At 59.5% G+C, this 17989-nt stretch carries 14 protein-coding genes; 3 read left to right on the top strand and 11 right to left on the bottom strand.

Annotated features, from left to right (window positions below):
• Positions 1–276: 276 nt before the first annotated feature.
• Positions 277–1401 (bottom strand): SGNH/GDSL hydrolase family protein, encoded by a 1125-nt coding sequence (locus tag BMI01S_RS20000; protein ID WP_244145374.1) that lies wholly within the window; start codon positions 1399–1401, stop codon positions 277–279.
• Positions 1402–1471: 70 nt separating this feature from the next.
• Positions 1472–2257, bottom strand: coding sequence for a glycosyltransferase family 25 protein (locus BMI01S_RS19995; protein WP_028231486.1), 786 nt, complete (start codon positions 2255–2257; stop codon positions 1472–1474).
• Positions 2258–2613: 356 nt separating this feature from the next.
• Between BMI01S_RS19995 and BMI01S_RS19990 the strand changes: the two genes are divergently transcribed.
• Positions 2614–4158, top strand: coding sequence for a flippase (locus BMI01S_RS19990; RefSeq protein WP_028231485.1), 1545 nt, complete (start codon positions 2614–2616; stop codon positions 4156–4158).
• Positions 4142–5308 (top strand): glycosyltransferase family 2 protein, encoded by a 1167-nt coding sequence (locus tag BMI01S_RS19985; RefSeq protein ID WP_081723461.1) that lies wholly within the window; start codon positions 4142–4144, stop codon positions 5306–5308. The genes BMI01S_RS19990 and BMI01S_RS19985 overlap by 17 nt, the downstream gene beginning before the upstream one ends.
• A gap of 14 nt (positions 5309–5322) precedes the next feature.
• On the opposite strand, the gene BMI01S_RS19980 is transcribed toward BMI01S_RS19985, so the two are convergent.
• The 9 genes from BMI01S_RS19980 to BMI01S_RS19940 form a co-directional block, all read right to left on the bottom strand.
• Positions 5323–6432 (bottom strand): glycosyltransferase family 4 protein, encoded by a 1110-nt coding sequence (locus tag BMI01S_RS19980; protein ID WP_028231484.1) that lies wholly within the window; start codon positions 6430–6432, stop codon positions 5323–5325.
• Positions 6429–7367 (bottom strand): glycosyltransferase family 2 protein, encoded by a 939-nt coding sequence (locus BMI01S_RS19975; RefSeq protein ID WP_244145375.1) that lies wholly within the window; start codon positions 7365–7367, stop codon positions 6429–6431. Before BMI01S_RS19975 ends, BMI01S_RS19980 begins: the two co-directional genes overlap by 4 nt.
• Before the next feature lie 28 nt (positions 7368–7395).
• Positions 7396–8784: a hypothetical protein gene (locus tag BMI01S_RS19970; protein WP_042290277.1), complete on the bottom strand. Its 1389-nt coding sequence runs from the start codon at positions 8782–8784 to the stop codon at positions 7396–7398.
• Positions 8785–8869: 85 nt separating this feature from the next.
• Positions 8870–10087, bottom strand: a complete 1218-nt coding sequence (locus BMI01S_RS19965; protein WP_028231481.1) for a glycosyltransferase family 4 protein — start codon at positions 10085–10087, stop codon at positions 8870–8872.
• Complete coding sequence (locus tag BMI01S_RS19960) at positions 10075–11178, bottom strand: glycosyltransferase family 4 protein (RefSeq protein ID WP_028231480.1); 1104 nt, start codon at positions 11176–11178, stop codon at positions 10075–10077. The genes BMI01S_RS19965 and BMI01S_RS19960 overlap by 13 nt, the downstream gene beginning before the upstream one ends.
• 236 nt (positions 11179–11414) lie before the next feature.
• Positions 11415–12500: a glycosyltransferase gene (locus tag BMI01S_RS19955; protein ID WP_154671304.1), complete on the bottom strand. Its 1086-nt coding sequence runs from the start codon at positions 12498–12500 to the stop codon at positions 11415–11417.
• A 47-nt stretch (positions 12501–12547) separates the two neighbouring features.
• A complete protein-coding gene (locus BMI01S_RS19950; RefSeq protein ID WP_028231478.1) occupies positions 12548–14788 on the bottom strand; it encodes a polysaccharide biosynthesis tyrosine autokinase in 2241 nt (746 codons plus the stop codon).
• Positions 14789–14843: 55 nt separating this feature from the next.
• A complete protein-coding gene (locus BMI01S_RS19945) occupies positions 14844–16082 on the bottom strand; it encodes a polysaccharide biosynthesis/export family protein (RefSeq protein ID WP_036045425.1) in 1239 nt (412 codons plus the stop codon).
• A 119-nt stretch (positions 16083–16201) separates the two neighbouring features.
• A complete protein-coding gene (locus BMI01S_RS19940) occupies positions 16202–17266 on the bottom strand; it encodes a sugar transferase (RefSeq protein WP_028231476.1) in 1065 nt (354 codons plus the stop codon).
• Between the two features lie 319 nt (positions 17267–17585).
• Between BMI01S_RS19940 and BMI01S_RS19935 the strand changes: the two genes are divergently transcribed.
• Positions 17586–17837, top strand: coding sequence for an acyl carrier protein (locus tag BMI01S_RS19935; RefSeq protein ID WP_028231475.1), 252 nt, complete (start codon positions 17586–17588; stop codon positions 17835–17837).
• Positions 17838–17989: the final 152 nt, after the last annotated feature.

Genomic DNA, 17989 nt, shown 5'->3' with positions numbered 1-17989 from the left:
CCGCTCCTATTACGCTGTAGCCCAGTTGCCTAAAATCGGCAATGAGCTTCGAACGATTGCAGAGCTAGCAAGCGACACGAATTGGGTCCCACGTCTTGAACGACAAGCGAATTCGGGCCCGCCGTCAGCGGCGCTCTATTAATCAGGATATTTGTCGGCGGCGAGCCTGATCTGTGCTTCCATCGATGTGCTCCGATACTCTTGTCATGCACTTCATACCGCCTGGAGTCTGGCCGTTCTTCGCCGCGGGGAACGCTCGCCATCGCTTATGCCACGCTATTTCGCTGGGGATGTGACGAGTGGCAAGCCTGATTGCGCTGCAAAGCTCGGTTGCAGAAAGTCGATCACCTCGGCATCCGTGAGCGGCCTGATGTGCAGTCCGAATGCGGCGTTCAGGGAAGTAACGAGGTGCTGCGCCCAAAGGGTATTCCAGACTACGCCGGCATGACCGTCGGAAAGAGAGGCGTTGTGCGGATCGTCACCGGCCGTGTTAGTGATCGCCCAGCCGGGTGAAAGATGCACTGTCTTGTAAAACGGATGCCCCCGGTCGTCGCGACTACCCCAAAGGCTCCTAAACCATGCGCGATCATCAAGAAAGTAGACGTGCCGATCCGCCGCGGCCAGCTTTCGCAAGCCATTGTCAAAAAGGTCCAAACCGGCTTCGATCCTGGCCATCTCCGTGGCTGATCGCCAATTGCCGAATTTGTCGGGCGAATCCGCATCACTGAGCACGCCCACAAGCACGATCCAGGTATCGGGATGGTGCTTCCGAATCAGGGCGACTGCCTCTCCGATCGCCTCCATACAGCCATGGATCACGGCCACTGAATGGGGTGCAGATGGATCCCTGGACATCTCGTCAACGACCTCGGGTGCGGTGACGTCGTTGACTCCGATCCGGATCAACACTACGCCGCCTCTCCACACTTGTGGCTCAGTGTCCATCAAGTCGACAAGACGGATCGCCTCGCGCGCCGGATGTCCCATCAACTGGTTGCAGACAGCGCCGCTGACGGCAAAATTGTAGCGGTAGTCATATTTGGGAGGCGTTCGGGCGAGAAGACCGAGAGCTTCGTCGAAATAGGAGCGATACTTGTTGGTTCCCCATGCTCCCCATTTGCCGAAGTCGATCTGGTCGCCCCGCAATTGGCTCAATACCTCGGTCCACTGCCAGGTGGTCGCGCGCCTCGCGCCTCCTCGCAGGCGAGGATCCCCCAACATCAGCGTGTCATGGTAGGACTGGCTATCGGAATCCCCGAGCACTGCAAAACGTATCTTGCCAAATGGCTCAGGCGCCGCGGCAGCGGCGGGCAGCGGGCGCAACAGGTAGGGCACAACAAGTCTAACCACGATCAGGCCGGCTACGACAGGCAGTGCACCGCAAAGCGCGATCAGTAACACCCTGCGCAGTCGAGACATCGACCAGCCCCCCCCCCTATCCCGACGTCAAGTTAATTCAATTGCTCGCAACTCAAATCCCGTCAACGTATCTGGATCTGATCTTCACCCTACCCTTATTCCATGCGCACATCGTTTGAATGGCATAGTACGCGCCTCGCAGAGGAGACTTTAATTTGTCCAGCCAGACAGGCCGGTGATCTTTCTCGGACCTTTCCGCTCCCACCGTGGAGACGATCCCCGTCCTTCCACGGCTTAGCAACATGTCCTGGATGCACGGAGCCGGGTGCAACTGAAATACACGCATCTCTTCCAGATCGCCATCGAACAAGACGAGATCGACCGCGCGGTCGGAGGTCGCGTAGCGCTCGATCATCTTGCGGCATCCCTCTTTCGAAATGATGTAGGCGCCCGCCCCCGCGTGATTGCTGCGTAACCGGTGCAGCCTGGTTCGAGCCAGCAAATGCAGGCCTTCCCGGTCAACGAAGATACCTGCCAAGAAGGTCTCCACTTTGATGATGTCGTAGCACAGTCCCCGGGAGATTTCATCCTCTATGGATTCGACCAGCGTTCTCGCATCGCGACAAAAATGAACGTCGTCCTCGAGCACGAGGGCATGGTCTATACCTTCGGCCAAGACTTTTTTCCAAATCGTATAGTGGCTAAGCGCAACCGCCTTTTCTGGTGTAGTGCACGCACCGTGCAGCACCGGCATTTCCAGGGTTCGGCTCATATCTTCGATCTGTGAGGGGCCCACTGCAGGAAACCTTTCCCAAGCGTAACCCAGCCTGTTAAGCTGGTGTGCCATGTGGCTCAGTCTGTCTGTCGACTTGTCGAGATTGATGACAAAGATCTTCATTGATTCCCCAAACACCACCGATAGCAGCCAGCGACAACAGTAAAAGGCACGCGTCGATCACCAGGGTTTCCGGCATCGGCGCCCGTGTTAGCAAGCGGCGCGATGTACTCTGAGCGATAGTAAGATGGCTTTCTGGAGCCGTTCCGTGGGTTGTCCAACAATATTGGGCGAAACGCCGCGTGCCGGATTCAAGGCGACCAACTCCCACCCGGGCGAGTGAAAGGCCGCGGGGCCGCCAGAGCGACCTGCGTACGCCTACGCACAAACAACGCACGCTCCCGTTGGCACAATTCCATCCAAACTGCAACCGGGCGGCCGAATGCGCCGTTTCTGGATGGCCCAGACTGCCGCACATCATGACCACTAAGCCCAGCCTCACACGAAGCGCGATTTTCAACTTCCTGGGAAGCGTGCTACCCACGGCAGTTTCACTCATCAGCACGCCGATTTATCTGGATCACATCGGCGCGGAGCGCTTCGGTGTACTCGCCATTCTCTGGATGCTGCAAGGGTATTTTGGATTCTTTGACCTCGGCCTCACGGCGGCCACGGCCAACCGCGTGGCACAGCTTTCGGACGCGACGCCGGCTGAGCGGGAATCCGTAATCTGGACCGCACTGCTGCTCAATCTCGGGTTCGGTCTCGTCGGTGCGCTGGTGTTGTTTGCGCTCTTGCATATCATGCTCTCGCAGTTCGACATCAGCCCAACGCTGGCCGCGGAGCTGCTTCCCGCGCAGGTGTGGGTTTGTGCGCTCGTTCCGCTCACCAATCTGATCAGTGTCTGCAATGGTGCGATGACCGGGCGCGAGCACTTCGGCACCGCCAACGCCGTGCAGGTTCCCGTCGTAGTCCTGTTCCAGCTTGTTCCGCTAGGCTTTACGATCGTCTTCGGGCCAAGCTTGCACTATCTTGTCTACGCAACCCTGCTTGCCAGCGTTATTTCGTTCGCGATCACATTTGGCGCGATGGCGTACGCTTTTCCGCTGCGCCTTGCCGCTGGGCCCCAATTGCGGCACGTCCGGCAACTCTTTTCCTATGGCGCCTGGATGAGCGTGTCAAGTTTCGCTGCGCCGGTACTCGAGACCGCCGACCGCTTGCTGATAGGCCGCGTACTGGGTCCGCAAGCCGTCGCCTACTATCAGGTGCCGTTCAGCCTAGCCGTGCGTGTGCGATTGTTTCCGTCCGTCATCACCCGGACGCTATTCCCGCGCCTGTCCGCGCTCCAACGCGAAGATGCCGTCCAACTGTCCCTCCTCGCCGTACGCGGGCTAACCGCCGCGCTGACGCCGGTCCTCGTGTTCGGAATCTTTCTGATGCGGCCGTTTCTCTCGATGTGGGTGGGACACGATTTCGCACTCCACGCAACCTTTGTCGGCGAGACCATTCTGCTAGGCGTCTGGATCAATTGCCTTGCCTCCATTCCCGCATGCCATCTACAGGCGATTGGGCGTCCGGGCATCGTGGCGCGGTTTCAAATTATCGAAACTATCCTTTTCATCGCTGGCCTCTGGTGGTTACTCAATACTTTCGGTGTACTGGGTGCGGCACTGGCGTGGAGCGCGCGTTGCGCGCTCGATGGCGTGCTTCTCTTTTGGGCAGCGCGCTTCGGCCGCGAACACCTTCGCCACCTTTGCGTCCCTGGGCTGATGATTCTTGCTGCCTATGGCGGCGCGTATGTTCTGAATCCGCTCTCGCTACTAGGTCTCGCCGTCTGGATCGGTCTGACCTGCACAGCAGCAGCATGGTCGATTTCCGCCGAACCAGAGGCCAGCGCCCGAATCGCGCACATGCTTGCTTCGGTGTTTCGGCGCAACCGCGAACGTATCAAGCGCAAAGGCGTGCCAGCGGCAGCGAGCGGCGAAATCTCCCCTAATGGAGTAACCGGTGAATCCAGTCGATAACAACATACTTTCCGATACATTACCCGGGGTCGTGAACAGCGGCGTAGAGAACTACTACTCGCGCGATGTAGCCAACGCCTTGCAAACACCCGACGAACCAGGCCTCCGTTGGGAGGGACCCGATTGCGAGCGTGCACCGGTCAGCCGGTTCACGCGCACACTTCACAGCGTCACGGACTTCGCCAAGGCACACGTCCGTCGAATTGCGCATGCACGCCAATTGTCCCGCGCGCGGATTTCGCCAAGCCTGAAGGACGCGACTCATGTCGTCGTCCTGACTGTTTACAATGAAGCGTTGCGCCTCGAGGCGCTTCTGAAGCACTACCGCAGTCTCGGCATCGACGAATTCATCATCGTCGACAACCGCTCCACCGATGGCGTGGCCGAGTTGCTCGAAGGCCAGCCCAGCGTATCGTACTTCTACGCAGACGGCGAATATCGGCGCACACGTTACGGCGTCGACTGGGTCAACGCGATCCTGTCGAAGTACTGCCATCGGAAATGGATTCTCTTTGTCGATGCGGACGAATTCCTCGTATTTCCGCGCAGCGACGTGACGAGCGTTCGCATGTTAACCGATCATTTCGAGCGCAGCGGCCAGCAGTCGATGAACGTACTGATGCTGGACATGTACAGCGAGCGCCCGTCCAGAGAGAACCAATGCGGTCCCGGCGTCGATCCGCTATCGGTCTGCGCACTCTATGACAGCAGCGGTTACCGAGCGTATACCGACTCCTGCACCCGCACGACCTGGATTCGTGGCGGCGTGCGCGGACGCGTCTATTTCAATGGTGCCTTAGGGAATGGGCCCGCACTCAACAAGACAGTGCTCATCCACTGGCGCAGGCACTATGCGTTTCTCAAGTCAGCACATGAAGTCTGGCCGTATCGCATCAATGCGCCCAGGGCGCGCACGGGCGGCAAGGTCAGCGGTGCACTGCTGCATTTCAAGTTTCTCGGTGATATGGCCGAGCGCATGAACGCTGAAGCGGTACGCCAACAGCACACTGCCGAATACGCCGCCTATACGTCGAGGCTTGGGACTGAGGCGGTCAGCACCAATTTCGTTGGCCCTTTGACGGCACGATTCGCGAGTTGGCGCTCGTTGGTGCGCGATCGATTGATCGTCGGCGATGGCGAATGGTACTGATCCGGCGCTTCGGGTCACTGCAGCGTCGCAGCATTTACCGCCTCAAACAGGTTTTGCGCTGCCTGCTTCCAGGTGAACTTGGCAGCCTGCCGTCGTCCGTCAGCTACCAGCGCCTGGCGCACCGCTTCATCGTCGAGCACCGTTCGAATCTTTAGGCTCCATGCGTCCGGGCTGAACGCGTCTGCATAAAGTGCGGCGTTGCCGCAGACTTCCGGAAGCGCACCGAGCGGTGCAGCCACAACGGGGCAGCCGAGCGCCATTGCCTCCAGAGGAGGCAAACCAAAACCTTCAGTCAGTGAAGGAAAGGCAAGCACGCCGGCATTGCTCATCAGCCCAACAAGCTCCGAATCAGTAATCCGGCCGGCGAATCGCACGTTACGGGGCACCGCAAGCCCGAGATCTTCGAAATCGGCTCTCGTCGAACCACCGAAGAGCACCAGTGCGACATCCCTGAGTTCAGAACCTGCAAAGGCCTTCAGCAGAACGGCAATGTTCTTGTGCTTCTGAGTGTTTGCGAGCGCGAGGACATAGCGCCCCGGTTCGAGCTTCATTGTCACGAGCGGATGCTCGTCAGGCTGGAATTGCAAAATATGGTCACAGCCATTGTGTACCACCACAATCTTGTCTGGGCTGGCAACGCCATATCGCACGAGCTCGCTTTTCGAAAACTCCGACACAGTAAATATGATTTTGTGGCGCCGGCCGATGAAAAAGTAGAGAAACTTGTGCCACAGCCGGAACCTCAGGGAATAGGACTCCGGCGAAGAATAAACTTGGGCGTCGTGTATCATCGTCGCGGAGTCCCGATGCAGCAGTGGCCCGAGATTACAAAGATTGAGAATGAAGTCCTTTCTTCGCGCCAGGGGAAGATAGCATTGCTCCCACGCGATTCGGTGCATACTGCGGGCCAGCCGACTCTCGCGAATACATGAAATATTGCGGTAAGCAGGAGTTTCAACGCTATTTCTCACTACAAGAGCAAAGTCAGCGCCGTTACCGTGTTGTTCTGAAATCAAGGCGTCCGTCGCGGCGATAAGTTCTTCGGCAACCCTGTGCACACCCGTTGATGCCGCCCCAAAGAATTTGCCATTGAACGCTATCGTTTTAGATGCGACCGCATTCATAGCTTCTCCGCTCGTTCCGGTGTCAACCTTCCGCGCACACAATCCCAAAATCCGATCAGATTTCCCCTCAGACGACCGCGACGGTCTATCCAGGGCTCCGGCGCGAAACTGCGCAGGATATTGCTGGCGACGTTACGCACGACATGATCGAGCGCATCGCGCAAAGGCATGGTCTTCCTTCTCACCAGATAGAGCGGATTGATAACCTGCGAATAGCCCAGTTTGCGCCCGGACACCCTGCCGCCCTTTGTCCCCATATGCACACCTAGTGCGGTATTGATGCGAACGACACGACCGCCGCGGTTCCAGATCTGGCCACCGAAATCGCGATCCTCCTGCCAGCCATAGAGAACGAGCCGCTCATCGAAGCGCAGGCCGACAATGCTGCTGGCGCGGAACGCCATATTGCACCCGTAGGGACCACCGGTCGGAACCGTGGTCTTGCTTTCCGGGAACGAACTCATCCCCGCGAGAATGGCCCGAGCCTGTTCGAAAGAAAAACCCGGCCCGTGGATACCGTCTGCGAGGACCGTTCCTGTGATACAGGCGATGGAGGCATCGCTCTCCAGCGCATCGAGGATTTCAGCAATCCAAGTGCGATGCATCAGGAAATCATCGTCCAGAAAAATCACAACGTCGGTGTCACCCGGCACATGACTCAATGCGGTATTACGTTGTACTGTTAGGCCGGGCCGCCCCTTAACCACGAGCAGGCCAGGGCGACTGGCAACGTCCCCGACATCCTCGTCCGACACACAGGAAACCATGATCAGGTCTGGTCTCACGGTCTGCGAATCGACGGAGGCAATGACAAGTTTAAGGAGTTCGGCACGACCCCGGGTTGCGAAAATCAGGCAAATTTTCGGATGTTTTCCGGGCGATGGCTCATTCATTTTTCTGCACATATTTGCTCGCTGACCGACACTCGAATCCATCACTCACCTCATCAGCCAATGCAGGCTTTTACTCATGAACCCCCTGGCAGTTCATCCCTTGCGCCCTGAGCACGCGTCGCGGCGCACGCAGCGTGAGTGCGCCTGCCGCGGCCGCAACTACGTAGAAACACGAGCCAAGCTCGAACACCGAACCCGAAGCCGAAGCAACGATCAACGCGGAAATAGTGCTATGTCGTGCCGCATAGCAAACGGCACGCTCGACGAACGGATAATGGGCCGACACGGATGAAAAGAGAGACTTGCCCACGAATAGTCCATAGCAAACTACACCCACAACACCCAGGTTTGCCAGCACCACCACCAAAAAGCTTGATGCGCGAATGCTGCCGAGTCCGACGCCTATCCCGTAGGTATCGAAGAAGTTAGTCACCCCTTGCGCGTTCCACCCCATTCGTTCAACGCCAGAATCGCTGTCGGCCTTGCTCAGGATCGTGGTGTCGACGAATTGCACGAGCGCATCGGATACCGTCGGCATAAAAACCACGATATAGAGCGCCGCCAGCACGCCTATGCATGCGGAAATGACGCAAAAACGCCGCTTGCGCACGTCAGCGGAACGTGCAACAAGGCCGGGCCGGCTAAACAGCAGTACGAACATATACCCGCCTAACCCCACATAGGCACTGCCCGATGTGGACAGCAGCAGCAGTATTCCCGATGCGGCAGAAAGCATAGCGGTCGTTTTCGGACGATAGCCGACCAGCCAGAGATTGAGACAAAAGACAAAGAGCGGAAGCGTGAAGCCCGAAAATCCGGACGTTTCGCTGAATGTACCGCTAATGCGCACAAGCCCATCCATCTCGACGCCGGTCAAATAAGCGAACTGTGCTGTCTTCACGACCGAAAGCACATCGACGCCAGCAGCGTGCGAAACAATATCGATCACACCTGCAAGCGCGTCCAGCCCGGCGAGCAGGAATATGGCGTTAGCAAGCGTCCGGTACCCACCGCGATATTGTAAAAACGCGTACATACAGCAATACACCAAGGTGTCAGCAACACAATAGAGCGCCTGCGACAGATTACCGGAAACGGGGCCGAGCGGGCGCAGCAGCAGCGCCTCCGCAGCGCCCGTGGCATCGCGGTCGACAGCGAATACCAGCGTCGAGCCGCCCAGCAGGCGCGGTAGGACGATGGCGCCAAAGACACCCCACACGCAGGTACAAAGCAGCCAGAATCCCGGCTTGTCCACCGAGAACGCATCGGCCAGTTTCTTGCCGCCGACGAGATTGAAGGCCCGGAGTGCAAAGAAAGCGAGAAAGAGCTGGGCGGGCATCACGCCAATACCACCCAGCGCGAGCGCAAGCGCGCACCCGAACAGCGTGTACACCACCATCAAGTAAATCGCACCGCGATGCGACACGTAGAGCGCCACCAGCCCGGAGACGATTACCACGATTCCGAATATCGATAGTCCCACTGGTCACGCCCCCATCCGTTCTCTGCACGCGCGCGCGCAAACGATCTTGTCGTTCACCGTTTCAGGCAGAGCGCCAGCGCCGGACCGCCGGTGGGATATCGGCGAACGGCACGCTGGCTTCCATCGCGCGCTCCACGACACCAAGGAATTCCCGCTTGAACAACTCCGCCGTGAATCGCATCGCGTTGCGGCGGCAAACTTCCGGACGAATCGGCTGATGCTGCTCGAAGCGCTTCACCGCGTCGACGATGGACTCCACACTCTGCTCGCTGAAAAAGAGCCCCGTGGCGCGCTCGGGGTCTGGTGATTCGACAACGATTTCGCGCACCCCGCCACGGCCTAGAGCAATGATCGGCGTACCACAGGCCTGCGCTTCGACAACAGAAATGCCAAAGTCTTCCTCCGCTGCGAAGACGAACGCGCGCGCACGCTGCATGTAGTCCACCAGCACCGCGTCCGGCTGATAGCCAAGCAGCGTCACGTTCTCCGTTGCGCAGGCCTTGGCACGCGCCATATCGGGGCCATCGCCGATCGCCACGAGACGCCGCGAGGGCATTGCCGCAAAAGCCTCGACAATGAGCGGAATGCGCTTGTAAGGCACCATGCGCGAGGAAATCAGATAGAAGTCCTCATGCTCAGTGCACAGCTCGAACCGTTCCACATCCACCGGCGGATAGACCACGGCGGCTTCGCTGCCGTACACCTTGTGGATGCGCCGCCCCACGAAGGCCGAATTGGCGACGAAAGCATCGACGCCATGGGCTGTGCGCTGGTCCCAGATGCGCAAGTAGTGAAGCAAAGAGCGCACGACCCAGCTCTTGACGCCGCGTTGCAGGCCTGCTTCGGACAAGTATTGATGCTGCAGATCCCACGCGTAGCGAATCGGCGAGTGCACGTAGCTCACATGCACCTGATGCGGTCCGGTCAGCACGCCCTTGGCCACAGCATGGTTCGACGAAATCACGAGATCGTATGACGAAAGGTCGAACTGCTCGATGGCCAGCGGCATGAGTGGAAGATAGTTGCGAAATGACTGGCGCGCGCACGGAAGATGCTGAATGAACGAGGTTGTCGCACGCTTGCCGCCCAGTGCCCACCGCTGCGACTCCGGGAAGAAGTCGACGATGCTGTAGAGATCAGCCTGTGGGAATAACTGAAGAATCTGCTCCACCACCTTCTCCGAACCGGCATAGGCTGTGAGCCAGTCATGCACGACCGCCACCCGGCCGAAACGGCGCGTGTCGTAACTAAAGGTTGGAGCGAGCGTTACATTAGCCACGGCGAGATCTCCTCGATCAGCTTGACAGCGGTGGCGCGCCAGGTCAGTTCCGCCGTCCGCGCGCGACCACGCTCGCGCAGACTCGCACGTAACGCCGCGTCGGTCGTGATCCGTTCTAGCAGTCGCGCAAGCTCCGCGGGATCGTCCGGCGAGGTGTAGAGCGCAGCATCGCCGCACGCCTCCTGCACCGCGGGCAATCTCGAGGCAATGACGGGACAGCCCAGCGCCAGCGCCTCGACCGGCGGCAGCCCGAAGCCCTCATAGCGCGATGGATAGACGAAGCACGCAGCACTCCGGTAAAGCGCTGCCAACTCGCCATCGCTCACGTACCCCAAGTGCTTCACGAACCCGGGCAACACGGCCTGGCCTGTCCCATACACCCGCGCATCTCCCCCGCCAACTACCACAATGTCGAACTGTGCATCACGGATGAGACGTGCAGCCTCGGCCACGAGCTGAAAATTCTTGTGCCGGTTGAGGCTTCCCACCGCGAGGACGAATGCACGCCCGTTCAGTTCGGACGCCATCGCGCACTCATGCTGTTGCACGCGCAACATATGCTCACCGCTCTCCGGAACGACGCCAATCTTTGCGGCCGAGATCCGGTAAGCGTCGCACAGCTCACGCCGCGAGAATTCCGATACGGTGATCACGCGTTGCGATATGCGGCCAATGCGCGGCGCCATCAGGCGGTACCACGCGACAAACGAGCGGCTGTAGCTATCGGGTACGCGCGTGGGCGCTGCGTCGTGTAGCACTGTCACCTGGTGTCGGTAGAGCAATGGCCCCGAATTGCAGAGATTAAGCAATAGCCGCCCACGCGCCGCCTTCGGCAACGCGAGTTGCTCCCAGCGCAAACCTCCGCCTTTACCGCTCGCACGCAGCCCGACGTGCCGAAACGCGTTCGCCATGCCGCCCAGTGCTTCAGGTACGACGATTTCCGCGCGCAATCCTGCGACGAGTGGATCGCTCAACTCGAGCAACTGATCGATCGCCCGAATGGTCTCGATCGCAAAGCGGTCGACGCCCGTCGCGCGGCGACCGAGGAAGCGGCCGTTGATCAGCAGATTTGGGGAAAGCGCAGATTTCATCGACGGGTTCCAAGGCATCGCACAGGCCAGCTCGTTTTCCGTACGCATCGTCACCGCGACACAGGACCGGATTCGACGGGCTACTTCGTGCAAGTCATATTCTTCAAAGTTTCAACGGGGCGCCGGAAAAAGAATGTTCGCCGTCGCTCACGTCATGCCAGTTCGCGCACATAGATGCTCAAATCGGCAAGCGCAGGTTTTCCAACCTGTACTTCAGGCAAAGAGGCAGACCCAGCTCAAACCGCTAATACACATCTTTCAACCAGTTCTCGCCAGCGATTGAGAATAGGTTCGCGGGTAAAATTCTGCAAATGTGCACGGGCGTGGGCATTCCGCACGAGACGCTCCTCGTCCGTCATTTCGGCGAGGGATTTCATGCCGGACGCGATGGATTCCAGGTTCAATGGATCGGCACTGAGCATGGCGTCGCCGCCGATCTCCGTCAAAATACTGGATCGGGACACGAGGCACGGCAAATAGTGCTCGATTGCCTCGACAACCGGCATGCCGAATCCTTCTAGAAGGCTCATCAGCACAAAGCCGGATGCATTGGCGTAAAGCCAGCGAAGCTCGTCGTCCGTCGAATAGCCGGGCAACACGACACCCGGCGTGTGCCGCGCGAGCTCGAAGGCAGTGTCCGCGCCAGGCTCCCGTCCGCCGACAATGACATACCGCCACCCATTCCCGGCGAGCTTGCTTGCTGAAAAAGCTTCGATACAGCGTGCCTGGTTCTTGCGGTCACCGATACTTCCCACGGTGAGCAGAAAGGGGGGCTCGACGCCCTGCAGTCGCTGTCCCTCGCCCGTCTTCATCTCCAGGCGAGTTGGAATATAGATGACATTCGACGAGCTGTAGTTCTTGCCGTACAGCCGATGAAATTCCCGCTGTGATGTCTTGCTGACAAATACCATGTGCGGTTTTACGCGCTCAATCTGTTCATAAGCCTGTGCGTAGAGGCCCTTGACGCCCGGTGCAAAGTACTGGGGATGCGTAATCGGACCGACATCATGGCAAAGCACGATATCCCTTGCTTCCAGCCGATGACGCACGACGCTGAGCGGATCGAGGTGCAGTGTGGGGCGAGGGTCGCGAAGTGCAGGCACCAGCGACACCGCCCAGGGCTTATAGACTCTCGCAATCGTTTCCTGATGTGTCAGTCGGCCCACGACACGGCGCATGAAGTCGTTGTGCGGGAAGCCGTAGAACCGCCCGTAGTGGATCCTGCTTATTCTGTTGCCGAGAGTAGAAATGATGTCCTTGCCCAGAAAAAACTTCCCGGTACGCTCATTGAGTGCCAGCGAGAAGTCGACATCAATTGGCATGACCCCCTCCAAATCATTATTATTCAGGCGATAGAATGCCTGTACCACTAGCGGTCGACCGTCCCCACATCCTGCGCAAAACTGTAGTTCGAATATCCATACGCAGCATATTCGTTGCCATAGCGGCCCGGGCGCGATGTCATATCATTAAAGATTACGCCGCGAACCGGCACGCCAACCTGTTCTAACCGACGCACTGACTCGCGTAGATCGGTGAGGCTCGTGGCGCCTTGGCGCGCGACCATGAAGACCGTGCCCGCCAATTTGGCGATGATCCCTGCATCCGCCACGGGCAAGATCGGCGGCGCGTCGATCAGCACAAGGTCGTACGTATCATTGGCCCAGTCCACAAAATCCTTGAAACTGTCTTCACGCAGCAGCTCGCTGGCATTCCGCACATAGCCACCGGTGGCAACGAAGTCGACGCACGGCATCACTTCGCGGAATACAACCTCGTCGTAGCGCTGCATGCATCCAACGAGGTCCGTCACACCGGGCGTACTCGGCACACCCACGTGCCGGTTCAACGAGCCACGCCGCAGGTCCGCATCGATCAGGAGGACCCGCTTGCCTGCTACGCCGAACACCGCCGCCAGATTGACCGAGACGAACGACTTTCCCACCATCGGCGTCGGACCTGCCAGCAGCACGACGCGATTGTCCGCATTCTTCAGCGAATACTCGAGGGCGCTGCGGAAGCTGCGCAGACTCTCGATCGCCGCATCGAATACGGCCGTACGCGCGAGGACGGCGGTCGCACCGACCGCATTGTTGGGCAGCCGGCGCCTCAGCGAATGCTGAATGCGGCTGCGCGGCACAGCCGCAAAGACGGCCAACCCCGTGCCCACTTCGATTTCTTCCACGAGCGAGAGGCCGCGATTCAGCCTGTGACGCAGCAGCACGATCGCGGCGCCGACAAACAAGCCGGTGAAGAACGCGGCGATCACGAGCACCCCGCGCTTGGGACGGATCGGGCCTTCCGCCGGCACCGCCGCATCGATCATGTGCACATTCGACACACGGCCCGCTTTCAGCAGACGCAATTGCTCGCGGTTGTTCAGAAGATTCGTGTAAATGTTCGTATCGACCGTCACTTCTCGCTGCAGGCGCACGAGGCGCTGCTCCACCGGCGGCAACGCGCGTGTCTGCCCCGCGAGTTCTTCCAGCGACTTGTCCGCTTCGGCCAGTTGTCCGTTCACGGCAACCAGAGCGGGATTGTCGTCGCCAAAGCGGGCCATCAATTGCGCACGCTGCTGGCGCAAATCGGCGATACGCTGCTGCGCTATCGCCGAACTCTGCAGGAGTGCCGTAGCTTCGGCACCCAGATTCACTGCTCCGTGCTCGGAACGGAAGCTGTTGTACTCGTTCTCGGCCTTCTCGAGCTGGGCCTTGAGCAGCGGCAGTTGCTGGTCCAAGAAGGCGATCGATTTCTCGGCTTCTTCCTGCGTGCGCTGCACGTTTTGCCGCACGTACTCGTTGCCGATCGCATTAAGAATGTTACTGGTCAAGACTGGGTCGGCGCCTTCCAGTGCAACGCCGATCACATCGGATTCCTTGCCCTTTTCCGAAATCGCAAGCGCGGCCTGCAGCGACCGGATCGCACTCAGTTCGGACGTGCGCATCAGGTCGAAGATCGAGCCCGGCGGCGCTTCGATACGGCTTACGACGAGGTCGATGGCGCCGCCCACGACCGGAGCGTGCAACGTTTCGCCGACCTTCCCTGTGAATGTAACGCTGCCGTACTTGAGCGTGTAGGCACCGTCGCCCAGATAAGTCAGAACGAATGGCGTGCCCGCCAGACGCACTGGCACGTCGAATTGCGTCACCTCGATGGCTTCGCTACCCCAGGCGTAACCACCCCATCCCGACCAGCCGGCCAGGTTCAGATGGCGTGCGGCCCAGCGGCCCACCACCGGGAAATAGCGCGGCGTCGCGTGAATATAAAGCTTCGCCGCATTTACGGCGGACGACACGATCGCCCGCGAACGCAGCACCTCGATTTCCGCCGATGCCGCGGTCTTGATCGCAAACTGCGAGGAGAGATCGGCGAGTGCTGATTTCGCCGGGTTCGTGCCTTCCTCCACCCGAATTAGCATGTCTGATTGATAGACGGGAGACGCCAGCAAGGCATATACGCAGCCCACGAGCGTACAAATCGCCGTCACAATCAGGATCGTCCTGCGGCCGGCGTACAGCGTGTCGAGCAGGTTACCCATGTGTCCGCCGTCAGGTGCGAGCGGCATGACCGTCTCCGTGGGTCCCTCCAGCGTATATTCGCGCTGCTTCATCTTGTCCTCTCTGTGGCGAACGCGCTACGTGACGCGGCTCGCATTCATGCAGGCGTTAATAACCCACCGCTCGGGTAGCCGCCGCGGCTTGGGTCGTCGGCAATATCAGACTGATGACACGGCTCCACTTCACGAGAGAAGACGTATCGACAAATACGACATCGTTGGGCTTCAGCGCGAACGAATCGGCGGTGGCCATCGCGGCGGCACTGCTCGCGTCGAGATGGAACACGATCGGCTTGCTGGTATCGCGCCCGCGCACGACGTAGACCTGGGAGGCATCGCCCGACGCCTGATTGATCCCGCCCGCGTTGCCGAGCGCCTCGTTCAGCGTCATCCGTCCGTTGTTGAACATCACACCTCCGGGGCGCTCCACTTCCCCAACCACGAAAACCTTGCTGTCCTGTTGCGCGTAGACACGCACGAGGTCCCCGTCGCGCAGCATGATGCGATCGGGATTGAAGCCCTTGCGGATCATCGCCGGCATGTCCACGACCACGGTCTTGTCGCCGCGCGTCACCGCGACTTGCGAACGATCGGCCGTGCTGGTAAAACCGCCGGCCCGGTTGATCGCCTCGGGCAGCGTCATGGGTCTGTCGTTGAGCACTTGCACGCCCGGCGTCTTGACCTCGCCGTCCAGATACACGCGCTTGCTGCGGTAACTCTCAATGCGAACCGTGACCTGCGGCTGACGCACGTATTTGACGAGCTTCTGCGCGAGTTCATCGCGCACGCCCATCTCCGAAAGGCCGGCAACTTTCATCGGGCCAATATAGGCATACTGAATGAATCCATTGGTATCAACGGTATAGCCCGCGGAGACCGAGCTGGCCCCCGAGCTGTCGCCACCGCCGCCTGACGCAGGCAGATTGAGCTCGGGGTGATCCCAGACGACGATGGTCAGAATATCGCCGGGCCCGATCTCGTATGGCGTGGGTTTGGCAAACAGGCTTTCCACGTCGGCGGGAATGCTCGTAGGCCGTTCCGCAGCTTCCTTGTCGACCAGATCTCTCGTGATCTCCACGAGCGTGCCGGATGGCGCGCCTGCGATGCCCTTGGCCACCACACTATCCGGCACCGTTGCGCCAGAGGCCGCGCCCGCCGTGGCACTGATGCCCGCATTCGAGCCGCTGACGCCCGCATTCGGGCTGGCGTAGCTGCTCCCGCCGGAGTACGACATGCCCGGCGCGAGCGCGCAGCCGCTGAGCCCGGCGAGCGCCAGGCACAAAATGGACACTGCAGCGCGGCGCAATGCCAGCGCCTCGCCGATCGGCTTTCTCGTACCCAATCTCATCGCAACACCCCCAATTCCATTACCCTCGTATCCGGGTCATTCCGTTCGACCCGGATACGAGGATTGCCACGCGCATTGGCCCCTGTTGCGCATTTACTCCACGTCGACTCCGCTCACACTCAATAAGCGCCGCTACCGCGAACCACTACAAAAAATGTTTTGAACAGAATCCCGATGTCCAGCCGGAAGGTCCAGTTCGTCACATAGGAAACGTCTAGCGACACTCGTGTCGCGTAGTCGATGTCGCTGCGCCCGCTCACCTGCCATAGTCCGGTAATGCCTGGGGTCGCCATCAGGTAGTACTTACTGTTTTCACCGTAGCGCTCCAGTTCCTGGTCGATGATCGGGCGTGGGCCGACAAAGCTCATCTCGCCGCGCAGAACGTTCCAGAGCTGCGGCAATTCATCGAGACTCGAGCGCCGCAGGAAGTGGCCGATGCGCGTGATGCGCACGTCGTTCTTGAGCTTGAATTCGCGCTCCCATTCGGCGCGCGCTTCCGGGTCGCGCGCGAGCAGATCCTTGAGTACCTGCTCCGAATTCACCACCATCGAGCGAAACTTCAGACAACGGAACTTCTTTCCATGGCGACCGACGCGCGTGTGCCCGTAAAGCGCCGACCCGCCGTCGCGCCGGACCAGCAACGCAATGACGATCAGCAGCGGCGAGAGCACGACGATCGCGCTGAGCGCTGCCACAATGTCAAACACGCGCTTCAACGCATGGCCGACGACGGCACTGCGTACTGGACTGCGCGGCTCGACCGCGAGCGGCTCCCGTTGCCACCATGCACGGGTAAGGCGCAGCACGCTGAACTGCGAAAAGAACAACGTGTGCGATGCCAGCAGCGCAATGCCGGTCGTCAACGTCCAGTAGATAAACCACGGCAATGCCAGCAAATGATCGTGATGAATCGCATAGAGCAGCACGAGACCGCAAAGTTGAACGGCGAGCCAGGCGAATGCCGTACGGCCCGCAACACTGAAGAGCGAGCGGGTTCCGCGCGTGCCGTAGGTCCCGCAAGCGGGAAATACCGACAATGCAAGCGCCGCGCAAAACGCCACCAGCGTGGGATCGGGGTGATGCGCCGCGCCTATCGGCGTGAAGTTCGGATTAAGGTGTAGGGCGCATACGGCGCCCAGCACAATCAGCACAACATCGACCGTACGTTGCGTTAGATCTGACATTTTCCTGCCTCAGTGCATGTCGTGTTCGTCAGACGTTTGTGGTGTTGCGCGGTCGTCTACTGCAGACGAATTCATTGCCATATATTCGGACCACCGACCTCAACACCCCACATCGACACATTAAGGAGCGTGCAGTAAAGGGTCCGTGCGCAATCCCACAGACTCCGCGCGATCCATCGCGCGCCTGCTTCGTTGCACATGCACAGGTGTCGATACACGGCCAATGCGGGGAATATGAGTGCGCTAGCGCACTTACACGTCTTTCCGGTTTCCGTCTAATTCATTGACCTGATGCAGCCACTGCCTTGGGGGACTCGGTATGAAAACCGCGCTGCGCCGCGTACTTTGCGAATTCGACCATCTCGATGTGCCGGTCGATACGCTAGCCGACGACGACGACCTCTACGCCGCCGGTCTGTCGTCACTCGCGGCGATTCAGCTCATGCTCACCCTCGAAGACGAGTTCGGCATTGAGATTCCCAATCGCATGCTCACCCCCAGGCTCTTTTCGAGCATCAACTCGCTCGCCGCCGCCTTGACCGAGCTGCTGCAGCCGAAAGCGGCAATCTGAGCGCGCTTCCATGCAACGCGATGCAGGGAAAGTTGATTTTTATTAAGAGTCCGAATCATCTTTTCCGTGAACCAACTCAAGGCAAGGAATACACCGTGAAGCATCTTGAAAGAGCCGCCGACGCCCTGCGCGCTCGCACGAAAGTCTCATAC

Source organism: Paraburkholderia mimosarum LMG 23256 = NBRC 106338 (assembly GCF_000739815.1).
In the GTDB taxonomy this organism is placed as follows: Bacteria; Pseudomonadota; Gammaproteobacteria; order Burkholderiales; family Burkholderiaceae; genus Paraburkholderia; species Paraburkholderia mimosarum.
Note: the sequence above shows the minus strand (reverse complement) of the source record. Positions and strands in the feature narration are given on the sequence as shown.